This window comes from Tenacibaculum aiptasiae (genome assembly GCF_965221665.1).
GTDB classification, from domain to species: Bacteria; Bacteroidota; Bacteroidia; order Flavobacteriales; family Flavobacteriaceae; genus Polaribacter; species Polaribacter aiptasiae.
Genome location: NZ_CBDCSN010000002.1, coordinates 1,286,091 through 1,302,481 on the forward strand (window position 1 = coordinate 1,286,091; position 16,391 = coordinate 1,302,481).

17 protein-coding genes are annotated in these 16,391 nt (G+C 29.6%); 7 read left to right on the top strand and 10 right to left on the bottom strand.

Annotation, left to right across the window (positions count from 1 at the left end):
• Positions 1 to 5 precede the first annotated feature (5 nt).
• Positions 6 to 797, bottom strand: coding sequence for an aldose epimerase family protein (locus ACOQN8_RS06170; RefSeq protein ID WP_420552022.1), 792 nt, complete (start codon positions 795 to 797; stop codon positions 6 to 8).
• Positions 798 to 914: 117 nt separating this feature from the next.
• Between ACOQN8_RS06170 and recA the strand changes: the two genes are divergently transcribed.
• From recA to ACOQN8_RS06190, 4 genes are all read left to right on the top strand, one after another.
• On the top strand, positions 915 to 1,922 hold the full coding sequence (gene recA, locus ACOQN8_RS06175) for a recombinase RecA (protein ID WP_150898049.1): 1,008 nt from the start codon (positions 915 to 917) through the stop codon (positions 1,920 to 1,922).
• Positions 1,923 to 2,049: 127 nt separating this feature from the next.
• Entirely contained in the window at positions 2,050 to 2,910 is an 861-nt protein-coding gene (locus tag ACOQN8_RS06180; RefSeq protein ID WP_420552023.1) for an AraC family transcriptional regulator, read from the top strand.
• A gap of 29 nt (positions 2,911 to 2,939) precedes the next feature.
• Positions 2,940 to 4,622 (top strand): amidohydrolase, encoded by a 1,683-nt coding sequence (locus ACOQN8_RS06185; protein ID WP_420552024.1) that lies wholly within the window; start codon positions 2,940 to 2,942, stop codon positions 4,620 to 4,622.
• A gap of 2 nt (positions 4,623 to 4,624) precedes the next feature.
• Positions 4,625 to 5,164 carry a GNAT family N-acetyltransferase gene (locus ACOQN8_RS06190; protein WP_420552025.1) on the top strand — a complete coding sequence of 180 codons (540 nt, stop codon included), beginning with the start codon at positions 4,625 to 4,627 and terminating at the stop codon, positions 5,162 to 5,164.
• On the opposite strand, the gene dut is transcribed toward ACOQN8_RS06190, so the two are convergent.
• Positions 5,161 to 5,592 carry a dUTP diphosphatase gene (gene dut, locus ACOQN8_RS06195; RefSeq protein WP_150898045.1) on the bottom strand — a complete coding sequence of 144 codons (432 nt, stop codon included), beginning with the start codon at positions 5,590 to 5,592 and terminating at the stop codon, positions 5,161 to 5,163. The genes ACOQN8_RS06190 and dut overlap by 4 nt on opposite strands.
• A gap of 98 nt (positions 5,593 to 5,690) precedes the next feature.
• Between dut and ACOQN8_RS06200 the strand changes: the two genes are divergently transcribed.
• From ACOQN8_RS06200 to ACOQN8_RS06210, 3 genes are all read left to right on the top strand, one after another.
• A complete protein-coding gene (locus ACOQN8_RS06200; RefSeq protein ID WP_150898042.1) occupies positions 5,691 to 6,686 on the top strand; it encodes an NAD(P)H-dependent glycerol-3-phosphate dehydrogenase in 996 nt (331 codons plus the stop codon).
• 225 nt (positions 6,687 to 6,911) lie between these two features.
• The gene (locus ACOQN8_RS06205; protein ID WP_272150993.1) at positions 6,912 to 7,571 is read left to right on the top strand and encodes a hypothetical protein; all 660 of its coding nucleotides are present in this window, start codon (positions 6,912 to 6,914) and stop codon (positions 7,569 to 7,571) included.
• A gap of 9 nt (positions 7,572 to 7,580) precedes the next feature.
• A complete protein-coding gene (locus ACOQN8_RS06210; protein WP_420552026.1) occupies positions 7,581 to 8,849 on the top strand; it encodes an MFS transporter in 1,269 nt (422 codons plus the stop codon).
• 81 nt (positions 8,850 to 8,930) lie between these two features.
• Here ACOQN8_RS06210 and ACOQN8_RS06215 read toward each other — a convergent pair whose 3' ends face one another.
• The 8 genes from ACOQN8_RS06215 to ACOQN8_RS06250 form a co-directional block, all read right to left on the bottom strand.
• Complete coding sequence (locus ACOQN8_RS06215; protein WP_420552027.1) at positions 8,931 to 9,437, bottom strand: hypothetical protein; 507 nt, start codon at positions 9,435 to 9,437, stop codon at positions 8,931 to 8,933.
• A 102-nt stretch (positions 9,438 to 9,539) separates the two neighbouring features.
• A complete protein-coding gene (locus tag ACOQN8_RS06220) occupies positions 9,540 to 11,186 on the bottom strand; it encodes a glycerol-3-phosphate dehydrogenase/oxidase (RefSeq protein ID WP_420552028.1) in 1,647 nt (548 codons plus the stop codon).
• 113 nt (positions 11,187 to 11,299) lie between these two features.
• Positions 11,300 to 11,734, bottom strand: a complete 435-nt coding sequence (locus ACOQN8_RS06225) for a YHS domain-containing (seleno)protein (RefSeq protein WP_420552029.1) — start codon at positions 11,732 to 11,734, stop codon at positions 11,300 to 11,302.
• 6 nt (positions 11,735 to 11,740) lie between these two features.
• Positions 11,741 to 12,193 (bottom strand): YHS domain-containing (seleno)protein, encoded by a 453-nt coding sequence (locus tag ACOQN8_RS06230; RefSeq protein ID WP_420552030.1) that lies wholly within the window; start codon positions 12,191 to 12,193, stop codon positions 11,741 to 11,743.
• Between the two features lie 49 nt (positions 12,194 to 12,242).
• Positions 12,243 to 13,439: an alanine racemase gene (locus tag ACOQN8_RS06235; protein ID WP_420552031.1), complete on the bottom strand. Its 1,197-nt coding sequence runs from the start codon at positions 13,437 to 13,439 to the stop codon at positions 12,243 to 12,245.
• Positions 13,440 to 14,726, bottom strand: coding sequence for a D-arabinono-1,4-lactone oxidase (locus tag ACOQN8_RS06240; RefSeq protein ID WP_420552032.1), 1,287 nt, complete (start codon positions 14,724 to 14,726; stop codon positions 13,440 to 13,442).
• A gap of 1 nt (position 14,727) precedes the next feature.
• A complete protein-coding gene (locus tag ACOQN8_RS06245; RefSeq protein WP_420552033.1) occupies positions 14,728 to 15,339 on the bottom strand; it encodes a TetR/AcrR family transcriptional regulator in 612 nt (203 codons plus the stop codon).
• Positions 15,340 to 15,400: 61 nt separating this feature from the next.
• The gene (locus ACOQN8_RS06250; protein WP_420552034.1) at positions 15,401 to 16,375 is read right to left on the bottom strand and encodes a LuxE/PaaK family acyltransferase; all 975 of its coding nucleotides are present in this window, start codon (positions 16,373 to 16,375) and stop codon (positions 15,401 to 15,403) included.
• Positions 16,376 to 16,391: the final 16 nt, after the last annotated feature.

Here is a 16,391-nt window from a genome sequence, read left to right on the forward strand (position 1 = left end):
GTATTTTATAAAGCACTAATGGTTACAGAAAATAGATCTTTACCAGTGCTTATTCTCATATTTTTTTCTGAATATTTTTGAGTTGTTAACAATGGATAATGGCTTATAGGTTCAATACAAACCATATTGTTAACCTCGGTCCATAACATAAAATTGTTAAAGTTTTCAGTGGTAATTTTTACACTAGGAGTATTGTCTTTAACTAAAAAAATTTCGTTGGTATTTAAAACTTTGTAAGCCGCAGAACCAACATTTAAAATAGTTTTTAAACTAATTTCTTCTTCTTTAGTTTTTATAATTTCATTTCCAGAACCAGAAAGTTTAAAACTAGGATGATAGCCAATCATAAAAGGCATTCCTTTATCGCTTATAATTTCAAAATCAATATGTAAAGAAGAATTTGAAAGTGAAATTATTTTTCTAAACACAAAATCATAAGGCCAAAACAAATATTCTTGAGTAGATTTTTTAGGAAATTTTGAATTTTTTATTTGAGTGTTTTTCCCATATTTTTTTTCAAAAATAGCTTTAGTATCATCATTAGAAACTAATTCATATTCAAGTTCTCTTAATAGTCCGTGTTGGTCTTGTTTACCAAAACCTTGTATTGTTTCAATAGTATAATTGTTAAGTTTTGTGGGACCAATAACAGGAAACATTTCAATGTCAGAAGCATTCCATCCAGGAGCATCTTTAGAGTGAATAAGCTCTTCGTTATGAACAATAAAACTAACAAGTTCACCATTTGTAATGGTAGCAGAACTATGTACACTATTTAAAAAAATATTAGAACTCATTTTTTAAAATGATTAAGGAAAACAATATTACAAAATGTAGCATAAAAAAGATAGGAAAATAAGAGGAGTTTTTTATAACTTAGCGACTCTTATTTTATAATATAATTAGCACGATTTATGGCAGCAGATAAAGAAAAAGAAGCAAAATTAAAAGCGCTTCAACTTACTTTAGATAAGTTAGATAAGACTTACGGTAAGGGAACGGTAATGAAGTTAGGTGATAGCCAGGTAGAAGATGTAGATGCAATATCATCAGGATCTTTAGGGTTAGATTTAGCTTTAGGAGTAGGAGGATATCCTCGTGGTAGAATTATAGAAATTTACGGACCAGAATCATCTGGTAAAACGACTTTAACAATCCATGCAATTGCAGAAGCGCAAAAAGCTGGAGGTATTGCAGCATTTATTGATGCAGAGCATGCTTTTGATCGTTTTTATGCAGAAAGTTTAGGAGTAGATGTTGATAATTTAATTATTTCACAACCAGATCATGGTGAACAAGCATTAGAAATTGCCGATAACTTAATTCGTTCTGGAGCAATTGATATTGTTGTAGTTGACTCGGTTGCAGCTTTAACACCGAAATCGGAAATTGAAGGTGAAATGGGAGATTCTAAAATGGGATTACATGCCCGTTTAATGTCTCAAGCGTTACGTAAATTAACAGGTACAATTAGTAAAACAAAATGTACAGTTATATTCATTAACCAATTACGTGAAAAAATTGGAGTAATGTTTGGAAATCCAGAAACAACAACTGGAGGTAACGCTTTAAAGTTCTATGCTTCAGTTCGTTTAGATATTCGTCGTAGAACACAAATAAAAGATGGCGATAGAGTAATTGGTAACAGTACTAAAGTAAAAATTGTTAAAAATAAAGTAGCACCACCTTTCCAAATGACAGAGTTTGATATTATGTATGGAGAAGGAATATCAAAAGTAGGAGAAGTATTAGATATTGGTGTAGAATACGGTATTATAAAGAAAAGTGGTTCGTGGTTCAGTTATGGAGACACTAAGCTAGGTCAGGGTAGAGATGCAGTTAAAAATTTAATTAAAGACAACCCAGAATTAGCTGAAGAACTTGAAGGAAAAATTAAAGATGCTATTGAAAATCAAGAATAAGTTTTAAATTAAAAGTTCAAACTACTACTAAGAAGCTGTTGAAATATTTCAACAGCTTTTTTTTGTATATTTTAAGTTGTCAATTTAAGACAAAACTTAAACTAAACCTTCCTTTTACATTTGCAGTATGGAAACAAAAGAATTCTATAAAAACCGATTGCAACAGGTAGTTTCCTATGTAAGAACCCAATACAATGAAAAGATTTTAATAGAAGAATTGGAAGAGCTATCTAATTTCTCGTACAGAAATCTTCAACGTATTTTCAAAGCATATTATAATGAAACTATAGGAGCTTATGTAACAAGATTAAAAATAGAAAATGGTGCTAAAATGTTGTTATTTACAAAAGATGAAATCAAGAAAATAGCAGAAAATGTAGGCTATTCAGATGTACAATCTTTTAGTAAATCATTTAAAAAACATTTTGGAATTACACCAGCTATTTATAGAAATAGAAAAGAAGAAATTCTTAAAAAAAATAGTAATAAAACAAATACAATTATGCCTTTTTATGAAGACAGAATTACTGTTTTAGAAACCAAAAAAGTAGTGTATAAAACGTATAAAGGAGATTATTATAATACTAAGGTTGATGAAATTTGGGATCAGTTATTAGAAGAAGTTGAAAGCTATAAAGTTGAAATAGATGAGCTAGAATCTTTTGGAATAATTTGGGACGAACCTATTATTTCAGAAAGTATAAACTATAATTACGATGCTTGTTTAGTAATTGATGATACTTTAAAAATACCAGATAAAAAATTTAAAATAAAGAACATACCAAGTAAGAAATATGCTGTATTTACACATGTAGGAGATTATAAATCAATAAGTAAAACCTACGATAAAATATTTAGTAGTTGGTTATTTGCAACTGACAAAGAAATATCAGAAGATCCTTTTTTAGAATTTTATACAAAACACGAATCTCATACAGAGAATCCAAAAGAATACGAAACAGAAATTTATGTACCCTTAAAAGGTTGATTTTTAAAATCGACATTAAAATGAAGAAAATGAAATTATTAATTATATTTTTTAGCTTAATACTAACTTCAAATTCTTGTAGTAAAAAAGAAGATATAGCTGTAATAAAAGACAATTCTAGTACACAAAAAATGTATTATAACGGAAAAATATTTACAGTAAATGAAGCTCAACCATGGGCTGAAGCCTTAATTATTGAAAAAAATAAAATAGTTTTTATAGGTTCTAATTCAGAAGCAGAGCAAAAGATAGAAAAAGGAGCTGAAAAAATTAATTTAAAAGGAAAGTTAGTATTACCAGGTTTTCATGATGTTCATATGCATCCAATGGAAGTAGGATCGACAACTACTGTTTTTACATTAAATGAAAACGAAAGTGATGCAGAAAACTATATATCAACAATAAAAAAGGCAGCTCAAGATAATCCAAATGTAGAGTGGTTAATAGGTTTTGGACATTCAATAGGAGCATTATTTGACGCTCAAAGAAGTCCGTTAGAAATTATAGATGAAGCAGTTTCAGATAGGCCAGTAATTATTATGGAACAAACATCGCATTCTATGTGGATTAATTCAAAAGGGTTAGAAATGGCAGGAATTACGGCGGCGAGCAAAAATCCGCAAGGCGGAATTATAATGAAAGACAACGGCGCTTTAAATGGAATTCTAATAGACAATGCTGGAGACGTAGCTTATCAGCAAGCATTAACTGCTTTAAAAGATGCAAATGGAGAATATGATGGGATGGTTTCTTATGTTTTACCAGAGCTAGCAAAACATGGAATAACATCAGTTTCTGACGCGAGAACTTATTGGAAAAGAGATCAGCATAAAACATGGAAAAATTTAGCAGATAATGGTAAACTAACAGCTCGTTTTAACTTAGGTTTATGGGCATATCCTACAGCTGACGATGCAAGTCAAATAGTATCACTAAAAACATTATTTGAAAGCAATGAAAACAGTTTATTAAAAATTAATCAAATTAAATTGTATTCAGATGGTATAACACATAATACAACAGCTGCTTTACACAGTAACTATAAAGAAGACTATTTTAATCAACCTACCAATAATGGATTGAATTATTTTACTGAAAACAGAATAGCAAAGTATATTCAGGAACTAGAATCGGTTGGTTTTGATTTTCATATACATGCTATTGGCGATAGGGGAGTTACAGAAGCTTTAAACGCTATTCAAAAAAGTGGATCAGATAAGGGAAGGCATCGTTTAACACATGTTGAAATGGTTTCTCTATCAGATATGAACAGATTTAAACAATTAAACGTAACAGCAGATGCACAAGTAGCAGGAGATTTTACGCAACCACAAAATTGGCATCATAATAATCATTTGTTAGGAAGTACGTTGGCTGATAATCAAGTTCCAATAAAATCATTAAAAGAAGCAGGAGCTAGGCTAACTTTAAGTAGCGATTGGAATGTGAGTTCATTAAATCCATTCATTGGACTTCAAAATGCAGTTACAAGATCTCCACAAAATATAAGTTTAGAAGAAGCAATTAAAGCGTATACAATTAATGGAGCCTATGTAATGAGACAAGAAAATAAAGTAGGTTCATTGGAAGTAGGGAAGTTAGCAGACTTTGTAGTTTTAGATAGAGATATTTTTACAATTCCTACCTCTCAAATTAAACAAGCAAAAGTTATTTTGACTATTTTTAACGGGAAAGAAATTTATAAAAAATAGCCTTGATAAACATATCAGAAAATATACAATTAAAAGAGATTTCGATTACAGATTCGGAGTCTCTTTTTACATTAATGAAAGAAGTTTATCCAGCTGCTTATAAGCATTTTTGGAAAGATGATGGAAGTTGGTATTTAAACAGTCAGTATTCAAAAGAGAATATAAAAAAAGAACTTTTAGAAGAAAACGCTGTGTATTATTTAGTGCTATTTAAAAATGAAATAATAGGTAATTTTAGAATTCTTTGGGATAAGAAGTTAGCTGGTTTTGATGATCAAAGAAGTGTAAAGTTGCATAGAATATATTTACATTCAAAAGTACAAGGGAATGGTGTAGGAAAATCCTTGTTAACTTGGTTAGAAAAAGAAGCAATAAAAAAACAATATGAACTTATTTGGCTAGATGCTATGGATGAAAAACCACAAGCGTTTAAGTTTTATAAAAAACTAGGATACCAATATCATTCACATTGTTTTTTAGATTTTGACTTGTTATATGATAATGTTAGAAAAATGAGTCAACTTTACAAAAAGTTGAATTAAACTCCAGTACTACCAAAACCACCAGCACCACGTTCAGTTTCGTCTAAAACCGTAACTTCTTGCCAGTTTACACGTTCATGTTTAGCAATAACAAGTTGTGCAATACGCTCACCATCATTTACTATAAAATCTTCATTAGATAAGTTTACTAAAATTACTCCGATTTCACCTCTATAATCAGCATCAACAGTACCTGGAGCATTTAAAACAGTAATTCCTTTTTTGGCAGCGAGTCCGCTTCGCGGACGTACCTGTGCTTCATAACCCTGCGGCAAAGCTATAAATAAACCAGTTTTAATAATAGCTCGTTCTAAAGGCTTTAAAGTTATAGCAGCATCAATATTGGCACGTAAGTCCATACCAGCAGAACCTTCAGTTTCATAGGCAGGAGTTTGGTGCTTTGATTTGTTAATTATTTGTACGTTCATATTCTTCAAAAAATTTTCAACCTTCAAATATAATACCCTTAAGTTATAGATAGTAGTTTATAGTTTTATTAATTTTGTCTTAGAAATAAAATACTACTATGAGTACACATCAAAAGATAGCAGTTTTAGGTGGAGGAAGTTGGGCTACGGCTATTGTAAAAATGTTATCAGAAAACCTAGATACTATTGGTTGGTATATGCGAAGTGTATATGCTATTGAACATATAAAACGTAATAAACATAATCCTAGTTATTTAAGTTCGGCAGAACTACATCCAGAGCAATTAGATTTGTCTGATGATATGAATTACATTGTAGAAAATTATGATGTTTTAATTTTTGCAATTCCATCAGCATTTCTAAAAACTGAACTAGAAAAATTGTCTGTTTCACTTGAAAATAAAATTATTTTTTCGGCAATAAAAGGAATCGTTCCCGAGTCGGGATTAATAGTAGGTGAGCATTTCCATGATATTCATAATGTGCCTTTTGAAAACATAGGAGTTATTACTGGTCCTTGCCATGCAGAAGAAGTTGCTATGGAACGATTATCATACTTAACCTTAGCTTGTCAGGACGAACAAAAAGCAAAAGATTTAAGTAAGTTTATTGCTGGACGTTATATAAAAACTAAAATATCTGACGATATTATTGGTACAGAATATGCTGCCATGTTAAAAAATATTTATGCAATAGCAGCAGGTATAGCACATGGTTTAGGTTATGGAGATAATTTCCAATCGGTATTGATGAGTAATGCAATTCGTGAAATGAAACGATTTATTAAAAAGGTTCATAAAATGAAACGTAACATTAATAATTCGGCCTATTTAGGAGATTTATTAGTTACAGGATATTCGGTTTTTAGTAGAAACAGAATGTTTGGAAATATGATTGGTAAAGGTTACACTGTAAAATCGGCTATGTTTGAAATGAGTATGGTTGCCGAAGGATACTATGCTACAAAGAGTGCCTATAAAATTAATCAGAAAAACGGTGCTAAAACTCCTATTATCGACGCTGTCTATAATGTATTATACGACAAAAAAGAAGCGAAAGATGAGTTTTTAAAGTTAACAAATAGATTAGATTAGTTGTCTGCATTTGTACAAATAATCCTTCTTAATAAAAAGAAGTCTGCTCATCAATCGCTTCTAGATTGAGTTGTGTGTAGGTTTTGTAACGAATTACAATAACGACAAATTTAATTTAAAATTCTGATTGACAAACTTTTTTGTAAAAATATATTCTTATTTAAATTAGGAAATAATTTTACAGTTAGTTTAAAATTTTATAGATTCGTTTAAAATTAAACAATAATGAAAACGATACAAGAAGCTGTAGAAATTACAATTAGAAAGACACCGTTTATTGAAGAAGCTTTAAATGAGAAGCTTATCAATGTATCCTCTTTAGCTAGAGAAATTTTACCAGAAGTATCAAAGCTTTTAAAGAAAGAAGTAAAAGTTGGTGCAGTAATGATGGCTATTAACAGGCTATCACCTGCTAACGAATTAAGAGTACGTAAAAATATTAAACGTTTAGCTCTTGATTTAGGCGATGTAATAGTACGTTCTGACTTATGCGATTTTACGTTTAAAAATACAACTTCATTATTAAAAGAGATTGCTAAAATTTTAAGTAAATCGGCAGATAGTAACGATTATTTCTTAACAGTTTCTCAAGGAATATTTGAAACAAATATTGTTACGAGTAAAAATTTACAACCTTATGTTGAAGAAATTTTTAAACGTGAAACGTTAATTAATAATGTTAACGATTTAGCTTCAATCACAATAAAATTACCAAAGGATAACTTAGAGCAATCAGGAGTTTACTATTTTATATTAAAACAATTTGCTTGGGCAAACATAGCAGTACAAGAGGTAATATCTACAACTCATGAAATGACAATTGTTGTTAAAGAACAAGATGTTAATGAAACCTTTGCCATTTTAATGGATTTAAAACTGAATTAAAACAAAAGAATGGATAAAAAAGATCCCTATGCTTCACTAAGAATTAAAGAATTTAATATTTTTCTTTTAGTGCGTTTTTTATTGGTTTTTGCTTGGTCAATGCAGTTTGTTATTATTGAATGGGAAATATATGCTATAACAAATAGTAAATTAAGCCTTGGTATTATTGGAGCTTGCGAATTTGTTCCTGCTTTTTGTATGGCATTATTTGCTGGGCATATTGTTGATCAAAAGGAGAAAAGAAACCTTTTAGCTTTGTGTATAGCTTTATTTTCTCTAATAAGTTTTGGATTGTATTTTTTAACAACTCCTGAATTTATTGAAAATTGGAGTTCAAATACTGTTTTGTATTCCATTTATGCATTGGTGTTTTTTGGTGGATTTTTACGTTCGTTTTTCGGACCTACTATTTTTTCGTTAATAGCATTAATTGTACCTAAAAAGTTATATCCAAATGCAGCTACATGGAGTAGTTCTACATGGCAAGTAGCTACAGTTTTAGGGCCTGCTTTTGCAGGATTTACAATTGCTTTTTATGGAGTACCTTTTTCTTTAAATATTGTTTTTCTATTGGTGGTAATATCTTTATTATTTGTATTCTTTATAAAGAAAAAACCAATAATGAATCATAAAAAAGGTGAGCCAATAAAAAAGAGCTTGAAAGAAGGAATTTCCTTTGTGTTTAAAACAAAAGTAATTTTAGGAGCTATCACATTAGATATGATTTCGGTATTGTTTGGAGGTGCTATTGCATTATTACCTGTATTCGCTAAAGATATATTGGGTGTTGGAGCTTCAGGTTTTGGAGTTTTAAGAGCAGCGCCCGCAGTAGGAGCATTTTTAACGATGTTAATTACTGCATATATACCAATAAGTAAAAATGCTGGTATGAAACTCTTAGCAGCTATTTTTGGTTTTGGAGTTTGTATTATTGTATTTGGACTTTCTTCAATTTTTTGGGTATCATTATTAGCTCTATTTTTTAGTGGTGTTACCGACGGAATTTCAATGGTAATTCGTCAAACTATTTTACAATTAAAAACTCCAGATCATATGCGAGGTAGAGTTGCTTCAGTAAATTCTATGTTTGTAGGGTCATCAAACGAGCTAGGAGCGTTTGAGAGCGGTTTAACTGCAAAATTAATGGGAACGGTTACTGCAGTAGTTTTTGGTGGAACTATGACCTTAATTACAGTAGTTACAACAGGTGTTTTAAATCCAACGTTACGAAAATTAGATTTGACAAAGGATTTAGAAGCACATGAGAAAATAGAATAGTACTTTTATAATTTCACTATAAAAATAAACCCCGTAAGAGAATTCTTTTACGGGGTTTTTATATTATATAATTGGTCTGTTTTAAGACATATCCATGTAACTAATTTTAGTAATGGTATTAGCAGCTTGATCAAATTCTATATTAATAAAAGCATCACAGTCTTCACATTCTGTAAATAAAATACTTTTAGAACCATTTCTTCCTACACTAAATACAATTTTACCTAATTTACTAATGTTATCACCGATAGTAACTTTAGCTCCTTTTATAGTTACAGAAGAAGCATTACTATTTACTTCAAAAGATTCTACATAAGGATTACTTCTTCCCATAGTAGAAAAATCTACTTTCAAACCATTAAATGTAAAATAATAATAGGTTTGAGTTTCGTTTACACTATATGAAGCAGCAGCTCCTAACAATTTTTCAACTGAAGATTGCTTCCCTTTTGTTTTCTTTAAATCAGCTAAAGTTGTAGCATTTATTTTAATTCCTTCAAATTCCGAGGAAGTAATAATATTACTGGTTTGACTTTTAGCAATAAGACCACTTAATAAAAATATAAATACAAGTATTCTGTGTTTCATTTTACTTTAATTATTAATTGTACAACAATCTTTTTCAGAAATTTTTTAGCCTGCCAAAGATATAATAATTGTTCATCCTAACAATTAAATTATGTAAAGTGATTAGTTAAAGTTTACAGCGATCTCTATTTTCGATTCTAATTCTTTTAAATACTTCTGGTTTTCAGCATCTGACCAACTGTAGTAATTTGAAAATTCTTTTAAAATTTCATGTTTGTATGTATCAACACTAGGTTTGTCAAAGAATAATCTACCAGTTCTACGCATAAAAAAGTCAGTTGGAGTGCAAGTCATTTCATGTTGAATAGCAAACCAAACTTCAGCTTTTAACAAACGAAGCATAGAATCTTCATCATTTAACTCATTAAACTTATCAATAATTACGTCAGATTGCTTTCCATAGTTATGTACTAAATAAGCAGCATCAATTTTTGTAAAACCATGGTTTTTTAAATTTTTTGCTACTTGATCTATGTATAAATTTACCGATTTGTAATTCTGAAAAGGACCACCTGTTAAAATGATATCTTCAGTTTGAATTGGATCAAATTCAATTTCAAAACGACGAACCATTTTCTTAGCAACCAAATCAACAATTCGTTCAGCCATTTTTCTATATCCAGTTAATTTACCTCCAGCTATAGATATTAATTTAGTATCGGAAACGAAAATTTCATCTTTCCTAGATAGTTCAGAAGCAGATTTCCCTTCCTCATGAATTAAAGGACGTAAACCAGCCCACGAAGATTGAATATCATCAATAGTTAAGCTTACCTCAGGAAACATGTTATTTACAGCTTCAATTAAATACATAGCATCTACAATACTTGTTTCTACAGTATTTTTATCTTGCTGAAAGTTGGTATCAGTAGTACCAAAATAAGTTACTTTTCCTCGAGGAATAGCAAACATCATTCGTCCATCAGGAATATCAAAATAAACCGATTGTTTTACTGGTAATTTTTCATGAGCAACCACCAAATGTACTCCTTTTGTCAAATGTAGTCGTTTACCAATTTTAGAATTGTTTATTTGACGGAGTTCATCAACCCAAGGACCAGCAGCATTTACCACATATTTTGCCTTAATTTCATAAGTTTCATTAGTAAACTCATCAGTTACTTTAGCTCCAACAACTCGTTTATTTTTATAAATAAATTCATTTGCTTTGGTATAGTTAAGTATTTGAGCATTGTATTGACTGGCTGTTTTTAACACTTCAATGGTTAAACGAGCATCATCAGTACGATATTCAGCATAATAACCAGCGCCATTTAAAATATTTTCAGGTAATAAAGGTTCTTTTTGAAGTGCTTCTTTTTTATCGAGCATTTTACGTTTATCATCACCTTCAACAGAGGCTAAAACATCGTATACTTTTAAACCTATAGAAGTTAACCAAGAACCATAAGTTCCTCCATCAATTAATGGTAAAATCATTTTTTCAGGAATTACCAAATGTGGAGCTATTTTATGAACAATTGCTCGTTCTGTTCCCACTTCTTTTACCAACCAAAAATCAAATTGTTTTAAATATCGTAAACCACCATGAATTAGTTTTGTTGATTTACTTGAGGTACCCGAAGCAAAATCATTTTTTTCTACTAGCGCAACTTTCATTCCTCTTGAAGCTGCATCTAAAGCAATTCCTGCTCCTGTAATACCTCCTCCAATAATTAAAATATCAAATTCGGTTTCTTGTATTTCTTTTTGAGTATTTGTTCGGTTAAAAAATGAAAATTTGTTCATAGAATATTTTTTGTTCCTAACAAAAATAAGAATAAAAAGAAGTAGATATCAATAAAAAAAGAGTTGAAAATTAATTCAACTCTTTATAGTCGCCCCCGCAACACATAAACCATTTAATGATTTATTTTTTTCCAATTTTTATCTGCACTATTTTTTAACTCATCGGCTCCTTCTTTTTGCCAAAGTTCAAGTGTATTGGTTCCCCAAGAATTATAAAATAAGTATAGTTTACCGTCTCTTATTTCAAAAGTCTTTGGATTAATACTTACTTTTTCTCCAGTTTTACCAATAGCATATGCACAGTATCCACCGTATTGTGGTATATATTTTTTAGGATTTTGTTTAAATAAGTTTAAATTTTCTTGAGAGGAAAATCGAAAAGAAACACCATCATACTTTGTTGTAATTTTTTTATTTCCTTTTACTGCTTTATTAGAAAAATAAGCAACTACATCATAACCGCTGGCTACAGCTCCTTTTTTAGTATTGTACTCCTGAGCAACTAATGCAGTTGATAGAAATACGAATAAAATCCATATTTTTTTCATCGATTGTTATTTTTTATGCTTTAAAGTTTCCCAGTTTTTATCACCTCTCATTTGTCTCTTTTTTACATCACCTTCTTGCCAATCGCCAAGTTTACTACCTATCCAAGAGCTGTAAAAAAGATATAGTTTACCATCACGTATTTCATATACTTCAGGATCGATATACATTTTTTTATTTTTCTCAGCTATAGCATAAGCACAGTAACCACCGTATTGAGGAATATATTTTACTGGATTTTCTTTGAAAAGATTTAAATTTTTTTCTGAAGAGAATTTGAATTTAGTACCATCATATGTAGATTGAAATTTCTTTTTACCTTCTATAGGTTTTCCATCTTCAAAATATGATACTACATCAAAACCTTCGGCTACGTAACCTTTTTTTGTATTATAATCAGTCTTTTGAGCTATTAAAACAGTAGAAACTGTAAGTAATAGAAGTGTAAGAATTTGTTTCATCGTTTTTAAAATTTTTTAGATAGTCGATGAAAAAGATAGATAATTACAATTAATTATTTTTTAATAAGCACCAAGGGTTTAATATTTTCCCGTTTTTAATAGGAAGAATCTCACCAAATTGTAAAAAAACGAACTCACTTTGTTGAGGTTTTAAAAACACAAAATCATCAACATTTAAAGCTGTTTTTATGGGAGCGTTTATCATAGTTTGATTAGTTGATTTACCAAACAAGTTATTTTCTTTAATGTTTTCAGGGTAATAATAATCTGCTTTCCAATAACCACCGTAAATAAAGTAAGACTGTTTGTTTATTGAATTAAGGATATTTAAAAACCATTTGTATTTTTCGATGCCTGGTATAGTAGTGTTTTTGAACTTTTTTAAAACAGGAGTTGCAATAAATGCAGCAGCAGTAAAATCTTTTAATAAAGGAATATTAAAAGTAGAAGGTTTTACAAGGCAAGAACCAATAGCAATGTCATTAATTGGAGATTTATTTGTTTTATGTAAATTTAAAGTAGGACTTCCAGCGCCGTTAAATGTTAAATCTTCCTTCCACAAGGAAGAAAAGTTTTGTTCAACCAATTGCTTGCATTGTTCATAAAAAGAATTGGCTTTTTGTAAAGCTTTTTTTTCAGATAAAATTATTTTAGGAAGTTTTACTACATGAGGATCATATCCCATAAAACCAGAAAATTCAACATAATCTTGATGCTCTTTTATCTGTTCTAGCCCTTCTTTTAATGAGTCTATAGAGTTAAAACCACCTCGATGTAGCCCTACATCAATTTCGATATTTAAACGAATTTTTTGCTGAAGCTGTTTTGCTAGATTAATGTATTCTTGTATTCGTTTTTTTGTATCTACTAACCATTGAATTTGTGTAAAAGGATTAAATCCATGATGATGTTGAGGTAAGTTTTGATAGAAAAAATGAGCTGTTTTAATAGGCATTGGTTTACCTAATAATATATCTTTTTGATGGTCTAATTCAGATGATAAATGGGTTAAAAATGGTTGATGAAAAACCATTAATTTGTGAGTGTTTGTTTTTTGTAAAACATACTTAATTAAATCTAAAGAAGGTAAAGATTTTACAACAATTCTAAATTCAGCATCAGACCTTAAATTCGATTGTAAAGTAGTTATATTTTTATCTAAAATATCCAAGTCTACCAATAAGCAAGGAACTGCTCTTTGATAGTTTTTTAATTCTTTGTTCAGATTGTTGAAATAAGCATCCATTTATATACCGAATAAAGTTTTAATGTATGGGTTTACAAATATGTTTTCAGGATCATGTTCTTTTCTTTTTTGTAAAAAAACATCAAACTTTGGATACATATTTATAACATCTTGAGTAGTAAAAGTGTTCATTTTTCCCCAATGAGGCCTTCCATTGTATGCTTTAAAAATCTCTTCTAAAGCAGCAAAATAGGCTTTGTACTCTTTTTTATTATACACATGGCAAGCTATATATGCCGAATCTCTACCATATGCTGGACTCATATAAACATCGTCTCCTTTTACCCATCGATTTTCAATGGGAAAATGAATATTGAATTTTTTAGAATTAACTATTTTTTGAATGTCTTTAAAGGCGTCTTTATATGCTTCTGAAGGAATGTTATATTCCATTTCATGAAATTTAACCAACCTTTGAGTAGCATACACTTTATGACTATAATATGTTTTTTTAACATTACTGATGCTAGCTGCTGTAATGTTTGCTACAGTTTTATTTTGTGAAGGAAATAGTTTTGCAAATTCACAAAAAACTTTAAAAACATAGTTCTCTAAAACGTATTCTGTCCAGTAATTGAAAAAATTAATTTTATCAGGTTCAGAATCTTCTACAATGTTGGATGTTTTAGTCCAAGCTGTATTTGTATAAGGAATCCAATAGAATTCGAAATTTCTATTTTGTGAATTTCTTTGATCTAAGCTGATTAAAACATCTTCTAATTTTTCTTTTTTATTTTGAAGACTTAATTTATAAGCAGGAACACACTGTATAGTTATTTCAGTAAGAATACCTAAACAACCCAAAGAAACTTGAGCAGCTTTAAATAACTCAATATTTTTGGTTTCAGAGCATTCAATAATTTCTCCTTTTCCATTTACAAACTTCAAAGCAACGACTTGATTGCTTATTGATTTTAAACCTACACCCGTTCCATGTGTTCCTGTGCTTATAGCTCCTGCTATGGATTGGACATTAATATCGCCCAAATTTTCCATAGCGAGTCCTTCTTTAAATAACAATTCTCCCAGTAACGATAATTTTGTTCCAGCTTTAACTGTTGCTAGATTCTTTTCTTTATTTATAGCTACTTTTCCTTGATATTTATCTAAACTTATTAAAATCTCATTTGTACTACATAGGGGAGTAAATGAATGACCGGATCCAATAACACGTATTTTTTTATTATGCTGTATTGCTTTTAAAACCACATCTTGAATTTCTTCTTCTGAAGAAGGATATATTATTTCTGATGGATTCCATTCTACGTTTCTTGACCAGTTTTTCATACTAATTTTGGTTTGTTAATAGATTTATATAAGGTTGGATAACTTCATCGAATTTTTTCAATAAATATTCTTTACTGTTTTTTTCTAAAGTTGAATGATGGATTGCAAGACCTTCAATCATACTCATTAATTGTTGTGCTATTACAGAAGTAGAAAATGTAATTGTTATTTCTTTTTTACTTATAGAAGTATGAATAATAGCCTCAATTTCTTTATGATATGCATTTAAAGTTTCTATAATTTTTGTTCTTACAGTTTCATCTTCTTCACTTTCTAACTGAAATAAAAAATACCGACGAATAGGGAAGGAAAGACCTTGACCAGATTTTTCAACAAAATCAATTAAATTAACAAAAAACAGGTACCTATTTTTTATTCTATTAATCAAAGTTTCATGAAAATCTTCAATTAAAAGATCTTCATACAGCTTAAAAAAGTATTCGTCTAAAGCTGCTAAGTATATAGCATGTTTACTTTTAAAGTGATGATAAATGGCTCCTTTAGAAGAATTGGTAGCAACAATAATGTCGTTTAAACTGGTTTTTTTATAACCTTTATTTAAAAATAAAGTAAAAGCAGTTGTAACTATTTTTTCTCTTCCTTGTTTGGCCATTATAAACTGTAATTTCCTCAAATATAGAGAAAAAAACAAAAACAGACCAATTGGTTTGTTTTTATAAAACCATTAAATTACAACCACGTATATCAGAATTATCGAATCGGCCAATAATTTCAAAACTATGATCAGGATATACTTTTCCTAAATCTTGAGTAGCAATAAAAGAACAAGAATTATAGTTTGCTAAATCAATTACATTAATACCTCCTGAGGTTCCTTTTGGTAAAGTTGTAAGTGGATCTTCTGTATCTCTAGTTAAAATTTGCATCCATGGAGGGCAGTTGAATATACCGTTACCTTTTGAGTATCCTTGACTTAATAGCTCTGTCATTCCATACTCTGAATGAATTTCGTTTACACCAAAACCTTTTCCTAAAATTTGATGTAATTCATTTCTAATAAGCTCTTTTCTTCTACCTTTCATCCCACCAGTTTCCATTATGATGGTATTTTTAAGTTCAAAATCGTATTGCTCAATCAAATCTAATAAAGCAAAAGAAACTCCAATTAAGAGTGTTTTTTTACCTTTTTTATCTAGTTCTTTAAGTTTTTTAGCGAGTTCAGATAAATTGTTGAGATAAAAGCCACTTTCAGGTTGTTTTGATCGTTTAATTAAATCGTCAACCATATAAATTAAAGAAGAACCTTTTCGTTCTAAATAATTAGGTAATAATGCTAAAACAGTATAGTCTTCAATATTACCATAGAAATATTCAAAACCTTTTAAATAACTAGTTTCATACCATGATAAATCAGTAACCAAATGTTTACTAGTAATACTTCCTGTGGTACCAGAGCTAGAAAAAATTTCTTGAACTTCATCTGTAGATGAAACTACCTTTCTAGTTTTAAAAAACTGAATGGGTAAAAAAGGAATTTGTTCAATTGTTTGTACATCAGAAGGATGAATGTATAATAAATCGCAAAAAGAGCGATATACCTTGTTGTTTTTAAACTGGTGTTTAAAAACACTTAAAGCTACATTGTTAAATTCTTCTCTGGATTGTATGTTGAAAACTTGATCTTTCATAAAGTTTGACAAAAAT